The organism is Streptomyces cinnamoneus (genome assembly GCF_014650495.1).
Lineage (GTDB): Bacteria > Actinomycetota > Actinomycetes > Streptomycetales > Streptomycetaceae > Streptomyces > Streptomyces cinnamoneus.
On record NZ_BMVB01000039.1, the window covers coordinates 1 to 20,029 of the forward strand.

Annotated in this window: 13 protein-coding genes and 3 pseudogenes; 12 read left to right on the forward strand and 4 right to left on the reverse strand. The window is 69.1% G+C overall.

Translation table 11 applies throughout. The annotated features are described in order from the left end of the window. Positions 1 to 429: 429 nt before the first annotated feature. The 9 genes and pseudogenes from IE182_RS29990 to IE182_RS32315 form a co-directional block, all read left to right on the forward strand. A complete protein-coding gene (locus tag IE182_RS29990) occupies positions 430 to 963 on the forward strand; it encodes a hypothetical protein (protein WP_229845242.1) in 534 nt (177 codons plus the stop codon). Positions 964 to 1,005: 42 nt separating this feature from the next. After that, positions 1,006 to 3,663: a DEAD/DEAH box helicase gene (locus IE182_RS29995; protein WP_190113138.1), complete on the forward strand. Its 2,658-nt coding sequence runs from the start codon at positions 1,006 to 1,008 to the stop codon at positions 3,661 to 3,663. Between the two features lie 142 nt (positions 3,664 to 3,805). Further along, entirely contained in the window at positions 3,806 to 5,203 is a 1,398-nt protein-coding gene (locus IE182_RS30000) for a DNA-binding protein (RefSeq protein WP_190113139.1), read from the forward strand. A gap of 128 nt (positions 5,204 to 5,331) precedes the next feature. Further along, positions 5,332 to 6,264, forward strand: a complete 933-nt coding sequence (locus IE182_RS30005; RefSeq protein ID WP_190113140.1) for a TnsA-like heteromeric transposase endonuclease subunit — start codon at positions 5,332 to 5,334, stop codon at positions 6,262 to 6,264. Then, a pseudogene (locus IE182_RS30010) lies at positions 6,261 to 8,412 on the forward strand (TnsB C-terminal domain-containing protein). The gene IE182_RS30005 and the pseudogene IE182_RS30010 overlap by 4 nt, the downstream one beginning before the upstream one ends. A gap of 83 nt (positions 8,413 to 8,495) precedes the next feature. Next, positions 8,496 to 9,464 (forward strand): TniB family NTP-binding protein, encoded by a 969-nt coding sequence (locus IE182_RS30015; RefSeq protein WP_190113153.1) that lies wholly within the window; start codon positions 8,496 to 8,498, stop codon positions 9,462 to 9,464. Positions 9,465 to 9,767: 303 nt separating this feature from the next. Further along, positions 9,768 to 10,193: pseudogene (locus IE182_RS32885) on the forward strand (ALF repeat-containing protein); the annotation flags it as partial. A gap of 96 nt (positions 10,194 to 10,289) precedes the next feature. Beyond that, positions 10,290 to 11,585, forward strand: a complete 1,296-nt coding sequence (locus tag IE182_RS30030) for a polymorphic toxin-type HINT domain-containing protein (RefSeq protein WP_229845244.1) — start codon at positions 10,290 to 10,292, stop codon at positions 11,583 to 11,585. Positions 11,586 to 11,595: 10 nt separating this feature from the next. Continuing rightward, positions 11,596 to 11,961 (forward strand): annotated as a pseudogene (locus IE182_RS32315) (hypothetical protein); the annotation flags it as partial. Positions 11,962 to 12,332: 371 nt separating this feature from the next. Here the strand turns inward: IE182_RS32315 and IE182_RS30035 are convergent. Then, positions 12,333 to 13,022: an ATP-binding domain-containing protein gene (locus tag IE182_RS30035; RefSeq protein WP_308432189.1), complete on the reverse strand. Its 690-nt coding sequence runs from the start codon at positions 13,020 to 13,022 to the stop codon at positions 12,333 to 12,335. Between IE182_RS30035 and IE182_RS30040 the strand changes: the two genes are divergently transcribed. Beyond that, positions 12,930 to 14,234: a WD40 repeat domain-containing protein gene (locus tag IE182_RS30040; protein ID WP_229845246.1), complete on the forward strand. Its 1,305-nt coding sequence runs from the start codon at positions 12,930 to 12,932 to the stop codon at positions 14,232 to 14,234. The genes IE182_RS30035 and IE182_RS30040 overlap by 93 nt on opposite strands. 88 nt (positions 14,235 to 14,322) lie before the next feature. Here the strand turns inward: IE182_RS30040 and IE182_RS30045 are convergent, their stop codons facing one another. Next, positions 14,323 to 14,646, reverse strand: coding sequence for a hypothetical protein (locus IE182_RS30045; RefSeq protein WP_190113142.1), 324 nt, complete (start codon positions 14,644 to 14,646; stop codon positions 14,323 to 14,325). A gap of 1,218 nt (positions 14,647 to 15,864) precedes the next feature. Further along, positions 15,865 to 17,778 carry a MobF family relaxase gene (gene mobF, locus IE182_RS30050; RefSeq protein WP_190113143.1) on the reverse strand — a complete coding sequence of 638 codons (1,914 nt, stop codon included), beginning with the start codon at positions 17,776 to 17,778 and terminating at the stop codon, positions 15,865 to 15,867. Positions 17,779 to 18,285: 507 nt separating this feature from the next. Between mobF and IE182_RS32570 the strand changes: the two genes are divergently transcribed. Both IE182_RS32570 and IE182_RS30060 read left to right on the forward strand, forming a co-directional pair. After that, complete coding sequence (locus tag IE182_RS32570) at positions 18,286 to 18,411, forward strand: hypothetical protein (RefSeq protein WP_268249646.1); 126 nt, start codon at positions 18,286 to 18,288, stop codon at positions 18,409 to 18,411. 416 nt (positions 18,412 to 18,827) lie between these two features. After that, positions 18,828 to 19,289, forward strand: coding sequence for a hypothetical protein (locus tag IE182_RS30060; protein ID WP_190113144.1), 462 nt, complete (start codon positions 18,828 to 18,830; stop codon positions 19,287 to 19,289). Between the two features lie 49 nt (positions 19,290 to 19,338). Here the strand turns inward: IE182_RS30060 and IE182_RS32320 are convergent, their stop codons facing one another. Then, positions 19,339 to 20,025, reverse strand: a complete 687-nt coding sequence (locus IE182_RS32320; protein WP_229845247.1) for a transposase — start codon at positions 20,023 to 20,025, stop codon at positions 19,339 to 19,341. Positions 20,026 to 20,029: the final 4 nt, after the last annotated feature.

The following is a 20,029-nucleotide window of genomic DNA, read 5'->3' on the forward strand; positions in this document are numbered from 1 at the left end:
GTACCCCATCGCTGCGCGATGGGCAAGCGAACACCCGTGCTGCGCACGGGTGTTGCGCTCCCGCTCCGCGGGAGCGCAAGCGGGCCGCTCCGCGGCCCGCACCCCCGGTGCTGCGCATCGGGGGTGACGCTCCATTCGCTGCGCTCCCGGAGCTGTGGGGCTGCGCCCTAGTGTTTCCGGGCTTCCGCTTCGCTCCAGCCTGGGCCGGCGGGTCCGCTGCGCTCCCCCGCCTCAACAGTCCTTGCGGCTGCGCCTCCAGGACCTTCAAGGCCCGCTGGCGCGGGCCGGGCTGGCTACGAGGGGTGGGGGTCACTCGTTCGTGTCGGGTCTGGCGGAGTGGCTGCATCAGGATGATGCAGCATGTACCGTTGGCGGAAACACGAGACACCCCCGGGCGGGCTGATCACCCGCGTCATAGAGGGAGCGAAGATGTGGAGCGCTGAGGATGTGACGCGAGACTCGGTCCGGCGCCACGGTGAGGGTCTGAATGCTGCTCAGGTTGAGCAGCGGGTCGAGGAAGCGGCTGTACGTGAGCGGGAGACTCGGAGGCAGTTGCGCCAGGGCGGGCACTCGTCGGAGTTCGCGTCGGATCCCGAGCGGCTGGCTGCTATCTGGGCCGCCAAGCACGTGGAGTGGCGCCGCGTCAGGGACCTGATGCTGACGTCCGGGTGGGACACCTACGAGACAGAGCAGGACATCCACGGTTCGGAGTGGGCGCGGGAGCGCGATTCTCGGCGCCAGGCCGCGTTGGAAGCACGCGCGGAGTTCGCGGCACGGCGACGGGAAGCAGCGGATGAGCTGCGAACCGAGCTGTGGCTGACCGCCGCATCCAGCCACCTGATCCGGGCAGCTGCCACCCGGGCCGGGCTCGTGCCGGCCCGGGTTCTGGCGCAGCTCGCCGAGCGGATCGTGGTGCACGAGGACGGTACGGTGTCCGTACCACCGTTCACGCCGACCCGGTGAATTCCCGAAGCAGTAGAGAATGAGGGTGGAGGAGTTTTCGTAATGCCGGTTATCGAACTCCGGGAACACCAGGTAGACCAGAAGTCGGCGTTCCGCAAGTGGGTAGGATTCCCTGCAAGATCTTTTGTGCCGCCGGAGGGGGCGCGTGCCACGGGGGTGTCCGCGACCGGGTCCGGAAAGACCATCACGGCCGCCGCGTCCGCGCTGGAGTGCTTCCCGGGCGGCCGGATCCTCGTCATGGTGCCCACGCTGGACCTGATCGTGCAGAGCGCCCAGTCCTGGCGCCGGGTCGGGCACCGTGCGCCCATGGTCGCCGTCTGCTCGGTGGACAAGGACGAGGTCCTGGAGCAGCTTGGGGTGCGCGCCACCACCAATCCGATCCGGCTCGCCATGTGGGCCCGGCAGGGGCCTGTGGTCATGTTCGCCACGTACGCCTCCCTCGTGGACCGCGAGGACCCGGAGGACCCGTCGGGCCAGCGGAAGGTGCGCGGGCCGCTGGAGGCCGCCCTGGCGGGTGGGGAAGGTCTATACGGGCAGCAGATGGACGGATTCGACCTCGCCATCCTGGACGAGGGGCACATGACCGCCGGCGACATCGGTCGGCCCTGGGCCGCGATCCACGACAACGCCCGCATCCCCATCGACTTCCGGCTCTACCTCACCGCCACCCCGCGGATCCTCGCATCGCCACGGCCGCAGCGGGGCCGAGACGGGCAGGAGCTGGTGATCGCGTCGATGGAGGCCGACTCCAGCACCTACGGCACCAGGATTTTCGACCTCGGGCTGGCAGAGGCGGTGGAGCGGGCGATCCTCGCGGGGTTCGAGATCGACGTGCTGGAGATCCGCGACCCCGACCCGATCCTCGGCCTGTCCGAGGACGCGCTGCGCGGCCGGCGGCTCGGGCTCCTCCAGGCCGCGCTGCTGGAGCACGCGGCGCAGATGAACCTGCACACCGTCATGACCTTCCACCAGCGGGTCGAGGAGGCGCAGGCATTCGCCGAGCAGTTGCCGGCGGCCGCCGCCGAGCTGTATTCGACCGAGGCATCCGCGGCCGCTCTCACCGACGCGGAGGAACTTCCCGCCTCCTCCATCGACGCCGAGCTCTACGAGCTGGAGGACGGCCGCCACGTACCCCCGGACCGGGTATGGGCCAACTGGCTGTGCGGGGACCACCCCATCGCCCACCGGCGCGAGGTCATCCACCAGTTCGCCAACGGCATCAACGCCCAGAACCGGCGGGTCCACCGGGCCTTCCTCTCCTCGGTACGAGCGCTCGGGGTCGGGGTGGATATCGCCGGGCTGCGCGGCGTGGAGGCGGTGTGCATCGTCGACTCCCGCAGCTCCCAAGTCGACATCGTCCAGAACATCGGTAGGGCGCTGCGCCCCAATCCGGACGGCAGCACGAAGGTCGCGCGGATCATCATCCCGATCTTCCTCCAGCCTGGGGAGGACCCGAAGGACATGGTCGCCTCCGCCAGCTACCAGCCCCTCGTCGACATCCTCCAGGCCCTGCGCTCACACTCCGAACGCATGGTCGAACAGCTCGCCTCCCGCGCCCTCACCCGCGGCACCGAGCGCCGACGCCTCCACATCCACCCCGACCGCGGTGCCGGGAGGGCAGACGGCGCTGACGCGGAGGAGCCCGGTGGTGAGGCGCAGCGGGAGGTCGACCGTGTCACCTCGATCGTGGTCAACTTCGCCGCCCCCCGCGACGCCGCCGACATCGCCGCCCTGACCCGCTGCCGCGTCATCCGGCCCCAGTCCCTGGTCTGGCTCGAGGGCTACCAGGCCCTCATCCGCTGGCGAGCCGAGAACGAGATCACCGGTCTGCACGCTGTCCCCTATGACACCGAGGTCGAGGTCGGCGTCACCAAGGACTTCCCCCTGGGGCGGTGGGTGCACCAGCAGCGCAAGGCGCTGCGCGCCGGCGAACTCGACCCCCACCGCAAGGAGCTGCTCGACGAGGCCGGGATGGTCTGGGAGCCCGGCGAGGAAGCGTGGGAGAAGAAACTCGCCGCGCTGCGCTCCTACCGGCGCGCGCACGGGCATCTCGCACCCAGGCAGGACGAGGTGTGGACCGACCCCGCCGACGGAGTAGAGGTCCCGATCGGGCAACACATGGCCAACCTCCGCCGCAAAGGCGCGAAGAACGGCCTGGGCAAAGACCCGGAACGGGCCGCCGTACGCGCGGCGCAACTCACCGCGATTGACCCGGACTGGGGCTGCCCCTGGCCACTGGACTGGCAGCGCCACTACCGCGTCCTCGCCGACCTGGCCTACACCGAGGCTGGCGGCGTGCTGCCCGACATCGCACCCGGCGTGCTGTTCGAGGGCGACGATCTCGGACGCTGGCTCCAGCGGCAGGCGAACGCGTGGGCGGAGCTGTCGGAAGAACAGCAGGGGCGGCTGGCCGAGCTGGGCGTGAAACCCTCTGAGCGTCCCGCCCCGGCACCGGCGGAAGGCACCCCGAAGGCGTCCGGCAAGGCGGCAGCAGCCGCCTTCCAACGCGGCCTGACCGCCCTCACGCAGTGGGTCGAACGGGAGGGCCGGGGGCCAGTGCCCCGGAAGGCAGTGGTGACCTTGCCCGACGGAACCCAGACCAAGCTCGGCATCTGGTACAGCAACACCAAGTCACGGCGAGACAAGCTCGCCCCCGAGCAGCTCGACGCGCTACGGGAGCTGGGCGTGGAATGGGTCTGACACCGCCGTTGTCCGGCCGTTGAGCCAGGGACCAGGGCACGCTCTGGTCCCGGGATCGTGGTGCCGGCAAGTTCAGGCCATGACCGCTGGGCATTCTGGCAAAAGTGCCCGCCCAGAACGGCGAACACGGGACTGTTGTGGAGTGATCCATCACTCCGGCCTCCTGCGGACCGCTCCCCTGCAGGGAGAAACGACCTCGTCACTGATCTGCCGCATCGCGAGCCGCTACGGGCTGGAAGCGAAGGCATTGCGGTCCTGCTGGCACTGGCGCAACCACCAGCCCAAGCACGAGAACGGGACCTGTCGGGCCGACGCCGAGGTGCTGCTGAACTCAGCCGGACGGCAGCTCCTGGCCGGCCTGTGCGGCATCGAGGAAGACGTGCTGGCGCGAGCGTTGCCGTCCTGGGCGCGGCAGGACGCCAAGCTACCGGCCGAGGGGGACGGAGTGCCGGCGGCGGCGTGGCGGATCGGCGGCGCGGTCGCCGGGCCGCCGGCGTTCGGCTGCCGCCTGTGCGCCGCCGGGCGTACGGGAACTGACAGTCGGGTCGTGCGGTACGCGCCGCGGTGGGAGCGGGTATGTGCGCGACATGGGCGGTGGCTGCTGGACGCGGACGCCGACCAGCCCCACGAGTACCTGGACGTGTGGCACCTGCCGGAGGTGGTCGCGGCGCAGCGCAGGTGGGCCGGGGTGGCGCGGCGGGCCGTGCGGGCCGGGGCAGGGCCGGAGAACGTGTTCGGGCTGGCGTATGCGGTGGTGGCCCGGTGGTGGGAGCAGGCCCTTGGCTGGGAGCGGGAGACAATCTGGCCACGGCGCCTGCATCAGGTCGCGGGCGGTGACGCCGGGGGTGATCTGAAGTGGTGGCGGATCGTGGGGCGGGACGCGGTCGTCTTCCCCGAGGTGGTGGCGGTCGCCGACGCTTTGCTGGATCCGGGCATGGCCGAGCTGGTGTGGGTGGACAGTGGTGCAGGGCTGCCGCGGGCGCTGCCCGCCGACGGGATGTTCTGCCGCCGGCTCGGTGAGCGGGTCGGGCGCACGTGGCTGGGTCCATTGGCCGCGACGGATCACGGCGGTCCGCTGATCGCCTGGATGGGCAGTGTCATCCGCCAGCGCCGCGCAGCCGGCGGCCCGCCGGGATACGACGACGATCCGTGGTGGGTGCGCCGGGAACATCAGCCCGTGACCATGGCCGGACATCTGCGGGTGCTCGGCAAGGAGAAGAAGGCGCCGGGCTCGGGGAGGATGTGGCGCGCGTCGGTGCCCGCCGAACAGCGGATGCTGATCACCAGCACCATCGAGAGCGCCGAGGAACAGCTGCTCCAGCTGCGCGGGGCGCAGACCGGGCCGACCGCCGAGGTCGCCCGGCAGCTTCTGCGCAACCTCCGCCACAGCGGCGATCTGATCGAGAACGCGTGGAAGCGGACCGCCCTGGCGGCTGCGAACGCCGGGGTTCCCCTGGAAGAGGTGGCCCAGTGGGCCAGGATGTCCGCTGACGCCTTGAGGAACGTGTTGACGGCTGGCCAGGAGGCAGACCCTGGCTGAAGGGACCGGCTCAAAACCCCGGGCGCCCTCGCTGGAAGGCGTCAAGCGTTAGCGCATGCCCTGCCCCTTCGGGGTCCAAATCCCCAAAACCACCGTAGCTGGAGGCGGATACGGCTTGGCTGAAGCAGATGATCAACGTGGGTGCAGCCGGGCCCGGGAGCCGGGCGAAGCGGGTGAAGACGGAGCGGGGCTCAGGGTTCGAGGTGGTCTTCCTCGACCCCGTCGGGCAGACGGTCCAGCAGCGGTGGGCGGACGCGGCCCTGGCGGTGGCCTTCGAGGACCTGCCGCCCGTGTCCGCGTTCCCGGCCGTGCCGGGGCGGCGGTGGGGCCCGGGCCTGTGGTGGTCGGCCACGACCGGACGGCACGTGTCTGCGGGATCGAACGCGATGCGGACCCAGCTGATGGTCCTGGACCGCGACCCGGACGTTACCGGGCTGGCGGGGCGGCCGGTACGGCTGCTGTGGCACAACCCTCACGGGCAGGTGCGTTCCTGGGTGCCGCAGCTCTTCGCCCGTTACGCCGACGGTGCGGCCCTGCTCGCCGATTGCCCCAGTCACTCCGACGCCGGCGGCGAACGCGCTATGAAGGCCGCCGAGGCGGTGGCGGAGGCGTGCGCGCACATCGGCTGGACCTACCGCCGCCTCCCACCGCTCGACGACATTCTGGCCGCCAACCTGAAATGGCTGGCCGGCTACCGCCACCCCCGTAACGCCGGCTGCCCCGGCCTGACGGCGGCCGTCCTCGAAGCGTTCTCTCGGCCGCGGCCGCTGCTGGAAGGTGCCCAAGCAACCGGCGACCCGATCGAGGTCCTCCCCGCCGTCTTCCACGCCATGTGGCACAGACATCTGACGACAGACCTGGATACGCCGCTGCACGAACGCGCCATGGTCGGTCCCGGCTCCCTCCCCAATGCCGGTACAGGCGTGCCGGCCGGTCGCCTTCAGGAAGACGCCGGCGAGGGTGAGGACGACTATGACGAGGAGACCCGGGACATCGCGGAGGATGCGGACACGGACGCACGTGGCGATGACGCCGGTGCGCGGTGTGGGGAGGCGGTGTGAGCAGCGGACGGCCGGTGGTGGCGGTCGGGGCGCATGTCCGTTTCCGCGGGTTGCGGTGGCAGGTCGTTGCCCTGGCCGGCCAGCGTGTGCACCTGACGGGCGAGGAAGGCAGCGATGAGACGGTGCTGGCGGGGCACCTCTTCGCCGATGAGGGTTTCGCCGTGCTGGGAGCGCAGGCGGAAGTGGAGCAGCCTGAGGCGGTACCGCGGTGGGGGCTGTTCGAGACCGCCCCGGCCGCGGCGCGGGAGAAGGCGCTGGCGTGGCAGCGGCACGTGAGGGAGGTCGAGTGCGGTCTGCCCGGCGGGCCCGGCAGCGGAGGGGTGGTGCGGCCGCAGTACGACCCCGAACGGCACACGCTGGCCGAGCGGGAGCGGGCCAAGGCCGAGGAGCTGACCCGCGCTCGGCTTCGCCCGGGTGTCGCGTACGACGGTGCAGCGCATGCGCCTGGCCTACGGCAGACAAGGGCTGTGGGGGCTCGTCGACCACCGGACGACCCGCGGCCCCAGCCCTTCAGGGCGGCAGGACGAGAGGGTGGTCGCCGCGGTCAAAGACGTGCTGCGCAAGCAGCGGGGCCGCTCCAAGGGCACCGTCAGCGCGCTGATGCCACGGGTCGCGCAGGTCCTTCAGGACCGGTACGGCGATAGCGTGCCCATGCCGCCCCAGGCCACCTTCTACCGGCTCGTCCGCCAACTCGCCGGCCCCGCCGACCATCCCGCACGCCCCGCGCGCACCCCGCCCATCACCGAGGACGGACACGGCCACACCCCCACCGTCGCGCTGCGGCCCGGGGAGCAGGTGCAGATCGACACCACCCGCCTGGACGTCATCGCCCTGTTCGACGACGGTACCCTCGGCCGGCCCGAGATGACCATCGCGGTAGATGTCGCGACGCGCGCGATCCTGGCCGCCGTGCTGTGCCCGGGCGGCACGCAGGCCGTGGACGCGGCCCTGCTCCTGGCTGAGATGGCCGTGCCCCACCCAGCCCGCCCCGCCTGGCCCGACGCCCTGCGCTTCACTCACACCCAACTGCACGCTCATAAGCGGCTGCTGACCCTGGACGAACGCCTCGAGGCAGCGGCCGCCCGCCCTGTCGTGCTCCCTGAAACGATCATCGTCGACCGGGGCAAAGTCTTCCTGTCCAGGACGTTCACCTCCGCCTGCGAGAGCCTCGGCATCAGCGTGCAGCCCGCTCCGCCCTACTCCCCCACCGCCAAGGGCATCGTCGAGCGCACCTTCGGCTCGATCAATTCGCTGTTTTGCCAGCACCTGCCCGGCTACACCGGCTCCGACATCACCCGCCGCGGCCGGGATGCCGAACGCGAAGCGTGCTTCACCGTCGCGCAACTGCAGGACCTGCTCGACGAATGGCTCGTCCACTACCACCACCGCCCTCACGAAGGGCTGCGCCATCCGGTGCTGCCCAAAGCGGCGCTGACGCCGAACCAGATGTGGGCCGCCCTCATTTCGGTCGCCGGCTACGTACCCGTGCCCCTGACCAGGGACGACTACCTCGAACTGCTGCCGGTACGCTGGCAGGCCATCACCGAACGCGGCATCCGCCTGAACCACCGCACCTACGACTGCGATCTGCTGGGACCGTACCGCGGACAGCCCTCCCCCATCGCGTCGCGTGGCGGGAAATGGGAGGTCCACACCAATCCGCACGACGCCCGCCAGGTCTGGCTGCGCCTGCCCGACGGACAACTGGCCGAGATCCCGTGGATCCACCGCGCCCACGTCCACCGCCCCTTCAACGAACAGACATGGCAGCACATCCGCACCACCATCACCCGCCACACCGACCCCGACAGCCTTGAGGCCGACCTCGCCGACGCCCTCGACCAGCTCATGCGCCGCGCCCGCACCGGTCATGCCACCAAGGCCGAACACCGCCTGATCACCCGCACCGCACCCGCCAGAACACCCCTGCCCCCACCACGCGCCGCACCCGGCCATACAGAGCAGGAACCGTCAAATCCCCCACCGGCTCCCCCGGCGGACACCGACAGCCTCGACCATCTCGACGACACCCCCGACGAGCCCCAAACCATCGACCAGGACACCGAGGAAATCGACGCCAGCATGCCGACCGTCCCCTACACCGGGCTCGGGCTCTACGACGCACAGGCAGAGGCACTGAAGTGGTGAACACCCAACCCGCCACCGGAACGAGCAGCGGCAACCGCGCCCTCACCCCCGATACAGCCAACATGATCGGGCCCTCCGAGCCGGTGACCACCTGGCAGGGCTGGCAGCACTTCGCCACCAGCCCACCACCAGCCCCACCCCAGCCCGGCAAAGCGGCCCGCAGCACGGAAGAACGCCTCGCCTACCACTCCGCCTTCGTCACCGTCCGCACCCCCGCCATCGACACCCTCGCCCACCACGTGCGCACCCTAATGATCCTCGGCCGCCACCAAACCACCACCGCCAGACCTTCATTGATCGTCACCGGCCCCGCGGCCGCGGGAAAAACCACCGCCCTCCTCCACGTCGGACGCACCTGTCACCTCGCCCACACCCAGCGCAACCCGGCCCCGTCCGGCCGACGGCACGCGCAGGTCCCAGTCGCCTACGTCCTCGTCCCGCCCGGCGCCACCGCCAAAACCCTCACCACCGAGTTCGCCCGCTACCTCGGCATCCCCGTCACCACCCGCATGACCCAGGCCCAGATCACCGACGCCGTCTGCCACACCTACAACACCGCCGGCGTCCAACTCGTCCTCATCGACGAAATCCACCGCCTCAACCCCCGCACCACCACCGGCGCCCAAGCCGCCGACCTGCTCAAAGACCTCACCGAACGCATCCACGCGACCTTCGTCTACGCCGGCATCGACGTCACCACCACGCCCCTCTTCAGCGGGGTGCGCGGCGCCCAGCTCGCCGGCCGCGCCACCCTCATCACCTGCGGTCCCCTCCCCGCCCGTCACGGCCAGACCCGACCCTTCACCGACGTCATCACCGACCTCGAAAACGCCCTCGACCTCACCTCACACCGCCCCGGCACCCTCCCCCGACACGCCACCTACCTCCACCAGCGCACCGCCGGCCGCATCGGAAGCCTCACCCGACTCATCCGCCAAGCAGCTATCACCGCCATCACCGACGGCACCGAAAAGATCACCAAAGTCACCCTCGACGCGGTACAACTCGACCACCTCGCCGAACAGCAAAGCCGCCCCACACGCACCCGCTGACCCACTTACGCCACCACCTCAGCCACAACGCCTGCAAGCCGAAAGGAAAGGGCCCCGCTCGGCACACACGGGACCCACTACAGCCAGGCATTCACGCCGCCCGGTACTCCCCCCGCTGAACACAGCGGACACGCAACCCGACAACAAATGCACAGCAAATCAACGATCAAGAAACCCGCCACAGGGCAAACCCCACTGACCAGGCAAAACACCCCTCACCAGGCAAAACACCAGCCGAGCCATTAGACGCAGAAACTACCCACAACGACCCGGCCATTCCCACTGCAACCCACACAACCCCAGATCACAGCCCCCCACACCCATCAAACCCAGTTATCACCCCACCACCAACACACCAGCTCACACACCACCCCACACACCAACTACCCCCCTCCTCAGCGACACCTCAAGACCCGCGGTCCCTGGAGCCAGACGGCCGCCAAGACCGCACTCGCCGGATCCGACGACGCTGTCGTCGGCTACCTGCGATCGGGCCGGCAGGAGGCGGTTCAGGAAGACGAACGCGCCGAAGTCCAGCACCTCGCCCTGGAGAGCACGCTCGAGACTGTCCGCAAAGCAGCCCAAGAGGCTCTCAAGGGCGAAGCCAAGCAGGTCAGCACCTTCCTGAGCACCGGACAGCACGAAGCTGCGCTCAGCGACTACCGCCTGCGCATCAGCCAGGTCTCCGACGGCGCAGGAACAGAGGTCAGGGCCGCTGCCCGTGCCGCGCTCAGGAGCGGCTCCCTCGACAAGATCCGCCAGTTCCTTGCGGAAACCCAGTACACCGCGCTCGAAGCCGACGAACGCGTCACCGCTTCCCGCCTCATGGACGGCGGCGGACCCGAGACCAAGGCAGCCGCCAAAGTCGCCCTCGAAAGCCCGCCCCACCTACTCCACGCCTTCATCGAAACCGGGCAGGATGCCACAGCCCGCCTGGACCAGCTCACCGCCACGCATATCGCGGGAGTCAAGCAACTGATCGCCCAGGCAGGCATAGCCGCCGCCACCGCACAGGAAAACGCGGCAAATGCCGCCGCCGTGGCTGCCACCGCCAACGATGCGGCAGAAAAAGCCCTCGAATACGCCCGGCAAGCCAAGGAATCAGCAAAACAGGCCCAGGAATACGCCACCCAGGCACGCCAGTACGCAGAACAAGCGGCACAATCCGCCGCCGAAGCCGCACGATCAGCCCAGACCGCCCGAAATGCTGCAGCCGCGGCAGCAACAGACGCTGAAGCGGCAGAATCGTACGCTGCCAGCGCCGAAGCGTCGGCAGGGTGGGCCCAGGACAGCGCCGACGACGCCTACCGCTCAGCCGCCGAAGCATACAACTCAGCCACCCAGGCCGGCCAGGACGCCGACGCCGCCACCATCGCCTCAGCAAAAACCAAAGCCCGCGCACAAACACTCTGGATACAGGATCGCGAGACAGAGCTTCTCCACCGCATAGAGTCGGAGGAAGCTGACGCGAGGAAAAAAGCACTAGAAACCGGCGAGATCGCCGTCTGGAACAAGGAATGCCCTAAGACCGATGCGCGATGCTACGACGGAGTCTTGGGCTTCGCTTTCGAATGGTACGGACTGAAAAGCGAAGTCGAGTGCCTGGACAAACAAAACTTCGACGCCTGCAAAGACCTCATGCTGGTACTCAGCCCCACCAAAAAGGCTAACCAGCTGAAAAATGCCACTAAAAAGGGTGGCAGCGCCGTCCGAGACATCATCCGCAACCTGTTCAACCGTGGATGCAAATGCTTCCTGGCCGGCACTCAAGTCCTCATGGCCAACCGCGCCACCAAGAACATCGAGGACATCAGAGCAGGAGAGCAAGTCCTCGCCACCAACCCGAACACACGGGTGACAACACCCCGCACAGTCACCCGGCAAATCATCACCGACGACGACAAACACTTCAATGAACTAACCATAGACACTCCCGAAGGGCCAAGGAAACTTACAGCCACCTCCGAACACCCCTTCTGGAATCCCGAACGACGCCGCTGGATCCCAGCGAGCGAGCTGACCCCGGGCACTAGCCTCATCACCAGCAACCAGACCACGGTCCGGGGTCCACGCCAACCACCCGTACAGCCAGCACGCCCGCACCTACAACCTCACCGTTGAAGGCCTCCACACGTACTATGTGCTCGCGGGCGGTACCCCAGTTCTGGTACACAACGCCAACTGCAACGTCGCTGATCAGCGACGTCTCCAGGCCAAGCTGGCTGCACAGGAGCTCGCAGGCGCCGACGGGCACGCGTTCGAAAAACACGTACTGAAGCAAGGCGAGTTCCCAGGGATTCGGACTCGTCAGCAGTTCGCAGAAATGGTCGAAGATGTAATTCTAAACGGTGAGCGGCGAGTCGGGGGAGGCGGGCGCAGCGCCTACTGGCGGAACGGCATCATCGTAATCAGAAATCCTAACGCCAGGGACGGAGGCACCACTTTCGCACCTAAGGAGGGTTACTCATACTTCACCAGGAACTTCAGACCGGAGTAAGAACATGCAGGTACAGGATCAAGGCGCAGAGATCGTTGTCACGATGGCCAGGGAGGAATTCTTCCTTGTCCAATCACTCATGAGCGAAGCGCTCGAAACTGGGGATGACTGTGACTTCGACACACGCGTGGGGGCGACAAAAGATGAGGTGCGATCTCTTTTGCGAAGCTTGCCCGACCTGCCGCTGAGTGGCGGATAGCAGTTAGACTTCCAAATGTGGACTTGGGCCCCGTCAGGTAGACCTTGGCGGGGCCCATCGGGTTCGGGCAGATGGATAGTCAGCGCCTTAGCAGACACTGCATACCCGCGAGCCAGCACCCATTACCCGCATGTGCCGATCAGCACGTGCAGCAGGGCATGGGGCAGGGCGTTCAGTCGCTTTCCGCAATCAGTTTCGTTTGAGCCTGCACGGCTTGGGGGTGTGACTTGAACCACCCCAGGCCGCCAACGTCGAGGTGGTGGCGAGCTCGGGTGATCGCTACATAGGCCAGGCGCGCCTCGCCGACAGGAATCGGGCCTGGGCGACCCAGCGCGTCAGGCTCGGGTTCTGCGAAGTCTTCGCCGATCCGTACGGAGGGCCACTCGCGGCCTTTGGCCTTGTGGACGGTGGAGACCGTTACGTCGCAGGCGTTCTCGGCGCCGAGGCGGTCGACGGCTCCAGGACTGCTTCGGTGCCGAGGTCGTCGACGAGGTCGACCCAGGTAGGCGGTCTGCGCCTGCTGGGTCGTTCTCAGCGTAGTCCTGAAGTTCGCCCCAGGACTTGAATAGGAACAGCTCCGGATGACGGGTTCCTTTCCCTGACTTAAGGTCGCGGGCGGCCACAGCCAGCTTTCGCAGCGTGTCTCCGCCGCCGGCCATGGCGACGTGCTTGCCGTTGTCCATCTGGTGGAGGACCTCGGCCATGGCACCACCATTGGTTTCGGCACAGGATGGCTTCTGGACTGTCGGTCGGTGCGACTCGGGTCTGCGTGCGTCTGTGGGACACCGCCTCCCATGAGACGACCGCCACCCTCACCAGCGAGCGCCCCCTCAACGGGGTGTCGGTCAGTCCCGACGGCCATCGCCTCGCCACCGTGTCGGTCGATGCGCCCGGCCCGGGCTCCGCCGAAGGCACCGCCGGCGGGGCGCCCGGCGCCGGAATCTGGGACCTGGATGCCGGCCGGATGACCATGCCGCTCAGCGCGCGGCAGACGCCCCTCGCAGTGGCCTTCACCCCCGACGGCCGGATGCTGGCCATCGGTGACGCTGATGGCCTAGTGAGTCTGTGGGACGCCAACGGGCGCCGGCAGAACGCCGCCCTTACCGGGCATTCCGACGCCGTCAGCGCGCTGGCCTTCTCCCCCGACGGCCGCACACTCGCCAGCGCGGGCACCGGCGGGACGGTACGTCTGTGGAACATGGCCTCCCGGCAGACGGAGGCCACGCTCACCGGCCACACACAGGCCGTTCTCGCCCTCGCCTTCAGCCCGGACGGCCGCCTTCTCGCCACGGCGGGCGAGGACCGTACAACACGCCTGTGGGACACCCGGTCCCACCGATCGAAAACCATCCTCAGCGCAAACGCCGACGCCACCCCCCGCACCCTGGCCATCAGCCCCGACGGCCGCACCCTGGCCACACGTTCCGCCAACGGCCAGGTACAGCTGCTGGACATGAACTCCCACCGCGCCATCGCCGCCTTCCCCGGGCAGCCGGCCACCACGTGGGCGGTGGCCTTCAGCCCGGACGGCCGCCTCCTCGCCACGGCGGGATCCAGCGGGGACATACGCCTGTGGGACGCCGCCACCCACCGCCGGACCCAGACTCTCACAGGCCACACCGGAGTCATCAAAACCCTGGCGTTCTCCCCCGACGGCCACACACTCGCCAGCGGCAGCGCCGACCGCACGATCCGCCTGTGGGACACCAGCAGCCACCGGACCACCGCCAACTTGACGGGCCACGACGACACCGTCATCGCCCTCGCCTTCCCACTCGACAGCCGCACGCTCGCCACCGCGAGCCTGGACCGGACCAAACCGCCTGTGGGAGCTCGACACCGACGACGTCGCCGACCGCATCTGCACCCTCAGCACCACCCAGGAATGGCCCGCTTTCCTGCCCGACCTCCCACACAAGGCGCCCTGCCCCTGACGCCCGGCAGCCGGTCCGCCCAGGCACATGCGGACCGGCTGCCAATCCCTGCGGTCCGTCAGCCGAGCGGCGGGATACCCGCTCCCGGCTTCATGGTCTTCTCCGCCATCGGCACCTGGAGCTCACCGCTCTTGTCGTAGAGCAACAGGACTGCCCGCGCGGGAGTGTCCCGGTCAAGAGTCTGGTGCGTCCACTCCACGAAGCCGGTGTGCTGCGCACCGTCACATCTCAGGTGCTTTCCGCCTTCGTCGCCTTCAGGTACGTGGCACCGGCGGGAAGTGGCGGAAAAGAAGTGAGCGTGACATCCAGGCGCTGGGTCGCCGCGTTACAGGAGTAGTCGAAGGTGACGATTACCGAGGGGACGGTTCCCTGCCCAGTGAAGATCTTCTTGACGCTCACGGAAGGTGCCTTTGCAACAGCCTTCGCTGCATGGGTGGAAAACTTGCCCGGCGCGTGACCGCCTCCAGCGGCAACCGCCGTGGGAACCACTGTCCCGATGGCGGCCGCTGCCAGTATGGATACCCCCGCGGCGCGAAGGACGGTGCGCTTCACTGATGTGCTCCTCAAGGTGTCAGGCGAAGAAAAGAAGCCAGCGATGACCGGCGCGTAAGAGCTCACCGCACCCAGGCCTCACTGCGAAGGGTTGCCCCGTCTACCGCTCGGGTGGGAAACCAGGCAACCTGGCGGCGGAGCCTCCTTGTTCAACCTGCGTTTCCGACGGGTGATATCCATGAGCCGGCCGACCGGGACCTCTGGCGTTCGGCAGTCTCCCGCGACAGAGTGCAGCGCGTCGGCGACGGCCTGGCCATCTCGCCCCTGCCGCACGCCGAGCACCCACGTCGCGCGCGAACAGCAGCTGACGATGAAGCGGCTCCACCACTCGCGCATCAGCTCGCGGCGCTCGCCGTCCGCAAGGACCTGTGGGAGCATCAGGACACCACAGTCCAGACCCTGTAGACCGGCGGCATCGGCGCGGCCGCGGGCGAATCGGCCGCCGCCGAACCTACGCCCCACTCCATCACCTGGAGCTGACTGCCCGTCCGCTCACCGGCAGTTCCAGCCGCCGCAGGCAAGGCGGGTCGCCGCGCGGGGCAGTACGGCCCTCCTCGCTGCCCTGCTGAGGCGTAGATATAACCACCGCCGCCGTACACGGTTCGCGGTCAGCAACCGGGTCGGTCGCTGGTCGCCCAGGTGCGCCAGCTGTCGGCAGAGGCGCAGGCGGTGGCGGGAATGCCGGTCTCCTCCCAGGCCCCGGGATACAGGTCGGCGTAGCGGCGCCCGTACGCGGCGGCCACAGCAGGGGGGGTGGAGCAGCCAGACGGCGGGGACGGTGTGGAGTTCGAGGGCGGAGAAGGGGGAGCCGAGTGTGGTGAAGGTGCCGCAGACGATGCACCGTGCATGGTGCATGGTGCACGGTGAAGCCCATCGCGTCCACTCATCCCCGGCGGCGGCCCCGCGCGGTGCGTCACGGGTCGGCCGGCCGCCGGGGTACTGCCGTGAGTGGGAGCCGTGCCGGGCGGGTGGCGGTGTCGGCGACGGGGACAGCGCCATGCGCAGCCGGGTGGCGTCGGCGAGCTGCTCCAGGCGCTCACGCTGTTCCGGCGAAAGGTGTGGCGGGGTCGCAACAACCATGGGGGCCCCGTGCTTGAGGGAGTGGTCCCCGGCACCCTCCCCGCTCCTGGGTGACTTCGGGAGTGGGCGGCCGGTCGCGTCCCGGCGCCTGGCGCGGTGACTTCGTCGTCCGTCCCGCCGTGCGGGCCGCACGTCGCGTCACGGCCGGAGGCCCTGGCCTTGGCCTTGGCCGGGGTCGGGCTGCTGGCGCTGCTGCTCGTGCTCCTGGCGGTGCTGGTCGACCGGGCTGGCCGGGTCGGTGGCCGGGGCCTTTCGGTCCTCCATGGCGCGGCGGCGGGTGTCGGCGGCGCGGGTGAAGGCTGCGAGCCGGTCCAGGTTCTTTGGTGTGCGCAGCCACGTCGCCGGGTCGGTGGTGCGGCCCTCCAGGTACTCCTCGGGCATTGCGGCCTGGTGGTGGGTCTGGACGGCGGCGGCTCGCTGCGCCGGGGTCAGGGCGGCGTCCCGGCCCAGGTGGTCGGCGGCGTGGGGAGCGGACGCCGTCTCGCCCTCGAGGGCGCGGTGGTCGGCGGGTGCGGAGGAGGCCGAGGCCGTCGCCTCGGTGGCGGTGGCGGCTCGGATACGGGCGTCACGGATCGCGTTCTGCACGGCAAGGCTGGCGACCCGGGCCCGCTCGTAGCGGCTGGACTCCCGCGGCGGTGTGCCTTCGGCGGGGGCGATCCACCACCGGTGCGGCACCGGGAAGTCGGCGGTGTAGGTCACCCGGTCCGCCGCCGGCGCTTGGCGGCCGGGCTTCGTGACCGTGTGACGGCGGGAGTACCGGAGCAGGGCCCGGTGGGCGATGCAGTCGTCCAAGCCGCGGGTGAACTCGCGGCCGCGCAGCGTCTCCAGCAGGTGCCGGCGCGCTTCGGCCAGGATGTGGCGCCGGGAGAACTTCTCTCGCACGGTGAAGACGACCGCGGCGACGTCGACGGCGGCGAGCGCCACGTCCACGGTGGGATCCACCCGCGCCCGGATCGCCGCTCCGGCTGCCCGGCACCTGTCCGGGAGGCTGTCGATGAGCTGCTGGCCGAAGCGGAGGATCGCGGAGGCCCGCCACCACGCGAGCAGCTGCTGATGCGGCTTCGGCTTCTTCTTCGCGGGCCGGGTCTCCTGCGCCGCCCACCAGCCCAGCCCGTGCCAGCCTCGTTCGCCGGGCAGGTGTCCGTGGTCCTTCACGTACTGGTCGGTGAGCACCCCCAGGGCGTCCTCGATGCGCTGGCGGCGGGACGCCGACCAGTTGATGAGGTCCTCGGGCACTCCGGCGATCTCCATGACCGGACGCAGGCCCGGCGTGACCTCGCGCGGCACGGTCGCCAGCCTCAGGGTCTCGCACACCTCGGTCGTCATCGCCAGGGTGTAGAACGTCCCGGCGGCCACCACGTTCTGGTAGAGGCGGTAGGTGTCCACAGCGCCCCACACCGGATCACCGTCGGCGCCCAGGCGCTGGACGCGGTTGAGGATCAGGCAGTGCTCGTGCAGGAGCGGCAGCCCGTCGCGGTTGTCGATGTGCCGGAAGGCGGCTACCACGAGCGCGGGCGTCTTCGCGCGGCCGCGGCCTGACGCCCACCGGGTCTCGGCAACCTCCTCCTCCAGCCAGCGCAGCGCCGTGGCGACGGCCCGCTCGTGGACCCGCTCGATGACCCAGCGCACGGTGGCGTCGCCCAGCGCCCACAGCACGACCAGCGACGCCTGCGGCCGGAAGGTGAAGTCCATGCCGAGCAGCGGAGTCTGCTTGCGCGCCTCGATCTCCTCGATCGGCTGCCCCAGCACGGTCAGCCGGCGGGCCGTGGCCGCGTCGACGCCGTCGGCCAGAAGGCCGCGCTCGATGCGGTCCGCGTCCGGATGCCGGCCCTCGCCGAACAGCAGCTCCAGCTGACGCTCGGACACCTGGCCGCCCTCGGTCAGCCCCAGCGCACGCAGACCACGCCCCAGCCACCGTCCCGGTGGGAGCCCGGCCAGCTCCTGGGCGTCCTTCAACGACTGGCCGACCGGACGGCGGCCGTCGCCGAACGCGACTCCCCGGATGTAGTACCGCCACGCGTTACGCCTCTGGATCTTCGCGACACTCAGCATCGCCCCAGCACACACCGGCTCTGACCTGCGAAAAAACACGATCCCGCGAGGCGGGGGGTTCACCAGAACTTCACGGCCGATCCCGCCCGGCGGGCATCCGTGGCGACGCCGCGGCCGCCCGGCGGACACCACCAGGGCCATGTAAATGCTGCGCGGCAGCCAGTCACACACGCCTCACCCACACCGAAAACCACCAGCAGACGACGTCACCGTCAACCAGCGCACATCTGCGCCAGCGGCCAAAGACGCCGCCCCCTGCACCACGTCACCAACTCTCCGCCCCCGACAACGCCGGGGGCTTCTTGCTGCCTGGAGGACCGACGTGCCGACCTACGAGACCCTTCCCCGCTTCACCCCCGACCTGGACCGCCTCACCCCGGAACAGCACCGCCGATTCCGCCAGACCGTGGCGGCCTTCGCCGAGGACCTGCGCACAGGCCGCTTCCGCGCGGGCCTGCGTATCAAGGGGCGGGCCTGCGTATCAAGGGCCTGCGCTCCGCCCCCGGCGTGTACGAGCTCACCTGGGCGCCCAACGGCCGCGCGACATGGGAGTACGGCGACGAGAAGGTACGGGGCACCCGGCACATCATCTGGCGCCGCGTCGGTACCCACACCATCCTCACCGGCCCGTGACCAACGAAGCGTCGGAGCCGAAGCCGGGCTTGGCCGCGGACCGGTCGTGGCTGTCGTCCCGGCTCTGGATCACCAGGCGCCGGGCTGGGCATGATCGACCAGGCATGCGTGGACGGACACGAGGGGACAACGGTGGCGGCGCGACGCAGGAGCTTTCGGATGCTGGAGGCCCGCCTGGGGAAGGCGACGATCCAGGCGCAGGACATCTACCGGCTCGGAGAGGAGGACCGTAAATGCCTGATATGCGCGCACTGCTCCTGCACAGTGCACGCGGTCCGGGAGCACTTCAAGGGCGAGGACGGCGGCTGTGGAGCTGTAACTAAGCGTTACCGAATCGGGCAAGGTGGTCCTGGCGACTGTGGCGAGATCGCCGCGTGAAGCTAGGTTGCAGATCCGATTGGTCCGAGGAGAGTTTGATGCCCAGCCGTCCGCGCATGGAGGAGGCTCTCGGTGTCCTGCGCTCCGAACTGGATGCCGGGCGATCGCCGGTGACCGAGTTGACCACACGGGATGCCTGGCTGGCCTACCTGCGCTTCGGCCGGCAACGCTTCGACACAGCCCCCACACCCGACTGCGATGGGCTGCTCTTCCAGTACGGAACCTACGCCTTCAACGGCACGCCGATGTTCACTTTGGATCTCACACGGCAATTCGCTGTCGTCGATGCCGACGGCGAGCACGACCACTACCTGCAGGTCCACTGTGAGCTCCGCTACGAGCCCACCGCTGACCTGGAAGGTCTCGGAAGCTTCAATTCCTGGTTCTTCCACGACGCCGATGCTGATTTCGGCCCGTGGGCCGACGCGATGGGTGGTCGTCTCGTGCCACTGATCGACTGTACGCCCAGTGAAGTCGAGCTCTATGAGGAACAGGTGTAGGCGAAGCCCAGCTCTGCTGACCCGGATGACGACGCCTCTCAGTGTCCTGTCAGGAATACAGCACACGCTTCCGTAGCAGTTTGAAGCCGGCGCGGCCGTTCATCTGGCGCTTGATCATCTTGATGCGGTTGACGTGGCCCTCGACGACACCTGAGCTCCAGGGCAGGGTCAGCCCGGCCGTGACGGCTGCGAGGTCGCGTTCGAGGCCGTTGATGAAAGTGTGGAGGGTGGGCAGGTCGTCGGCTCGGACCGCCGCGATCCAGTCCGGAAGCCGTTCACCTTGGAGCTGGGTGAGCATCTGCCCGAAGGAGCGGACATGCCCGGCGAGGGCATCCAATTCGGGGCAGTGGGTGAGAACGGACTTGAGCTTCAGGCGCTCGCTCTCCGCGAGTACGTCGGGGTGGGGCAGGGTCGCACTGGCAACGGTCCGGGGAGATGGCGGCCGGCCACCCGGCACTGCGTCCCGGAAGGGACGAAGGTAGGCACGGACGGCCCCGTATCTACCGGCGTATCCATGGGTCTGGATCTCCTTCCAGAGAGTCCAGGCGTTCGTGGAGCCCTCGGCCCACCGCTCGGGCAAGTACGGCTTGAAGTCGTCGAACTTCGTCCTGCGGTTTTGCCACTGCCCTTGGAAGAGGTCTTCCGGGGTGGCCGCGTCGGCCAGGCGTTGAACGGTTCGGTAGGTCATCCGGAGTTCGCGGGCGACCGCGCGACGGCTGTGTCCTTCGGCGAGCATTCCG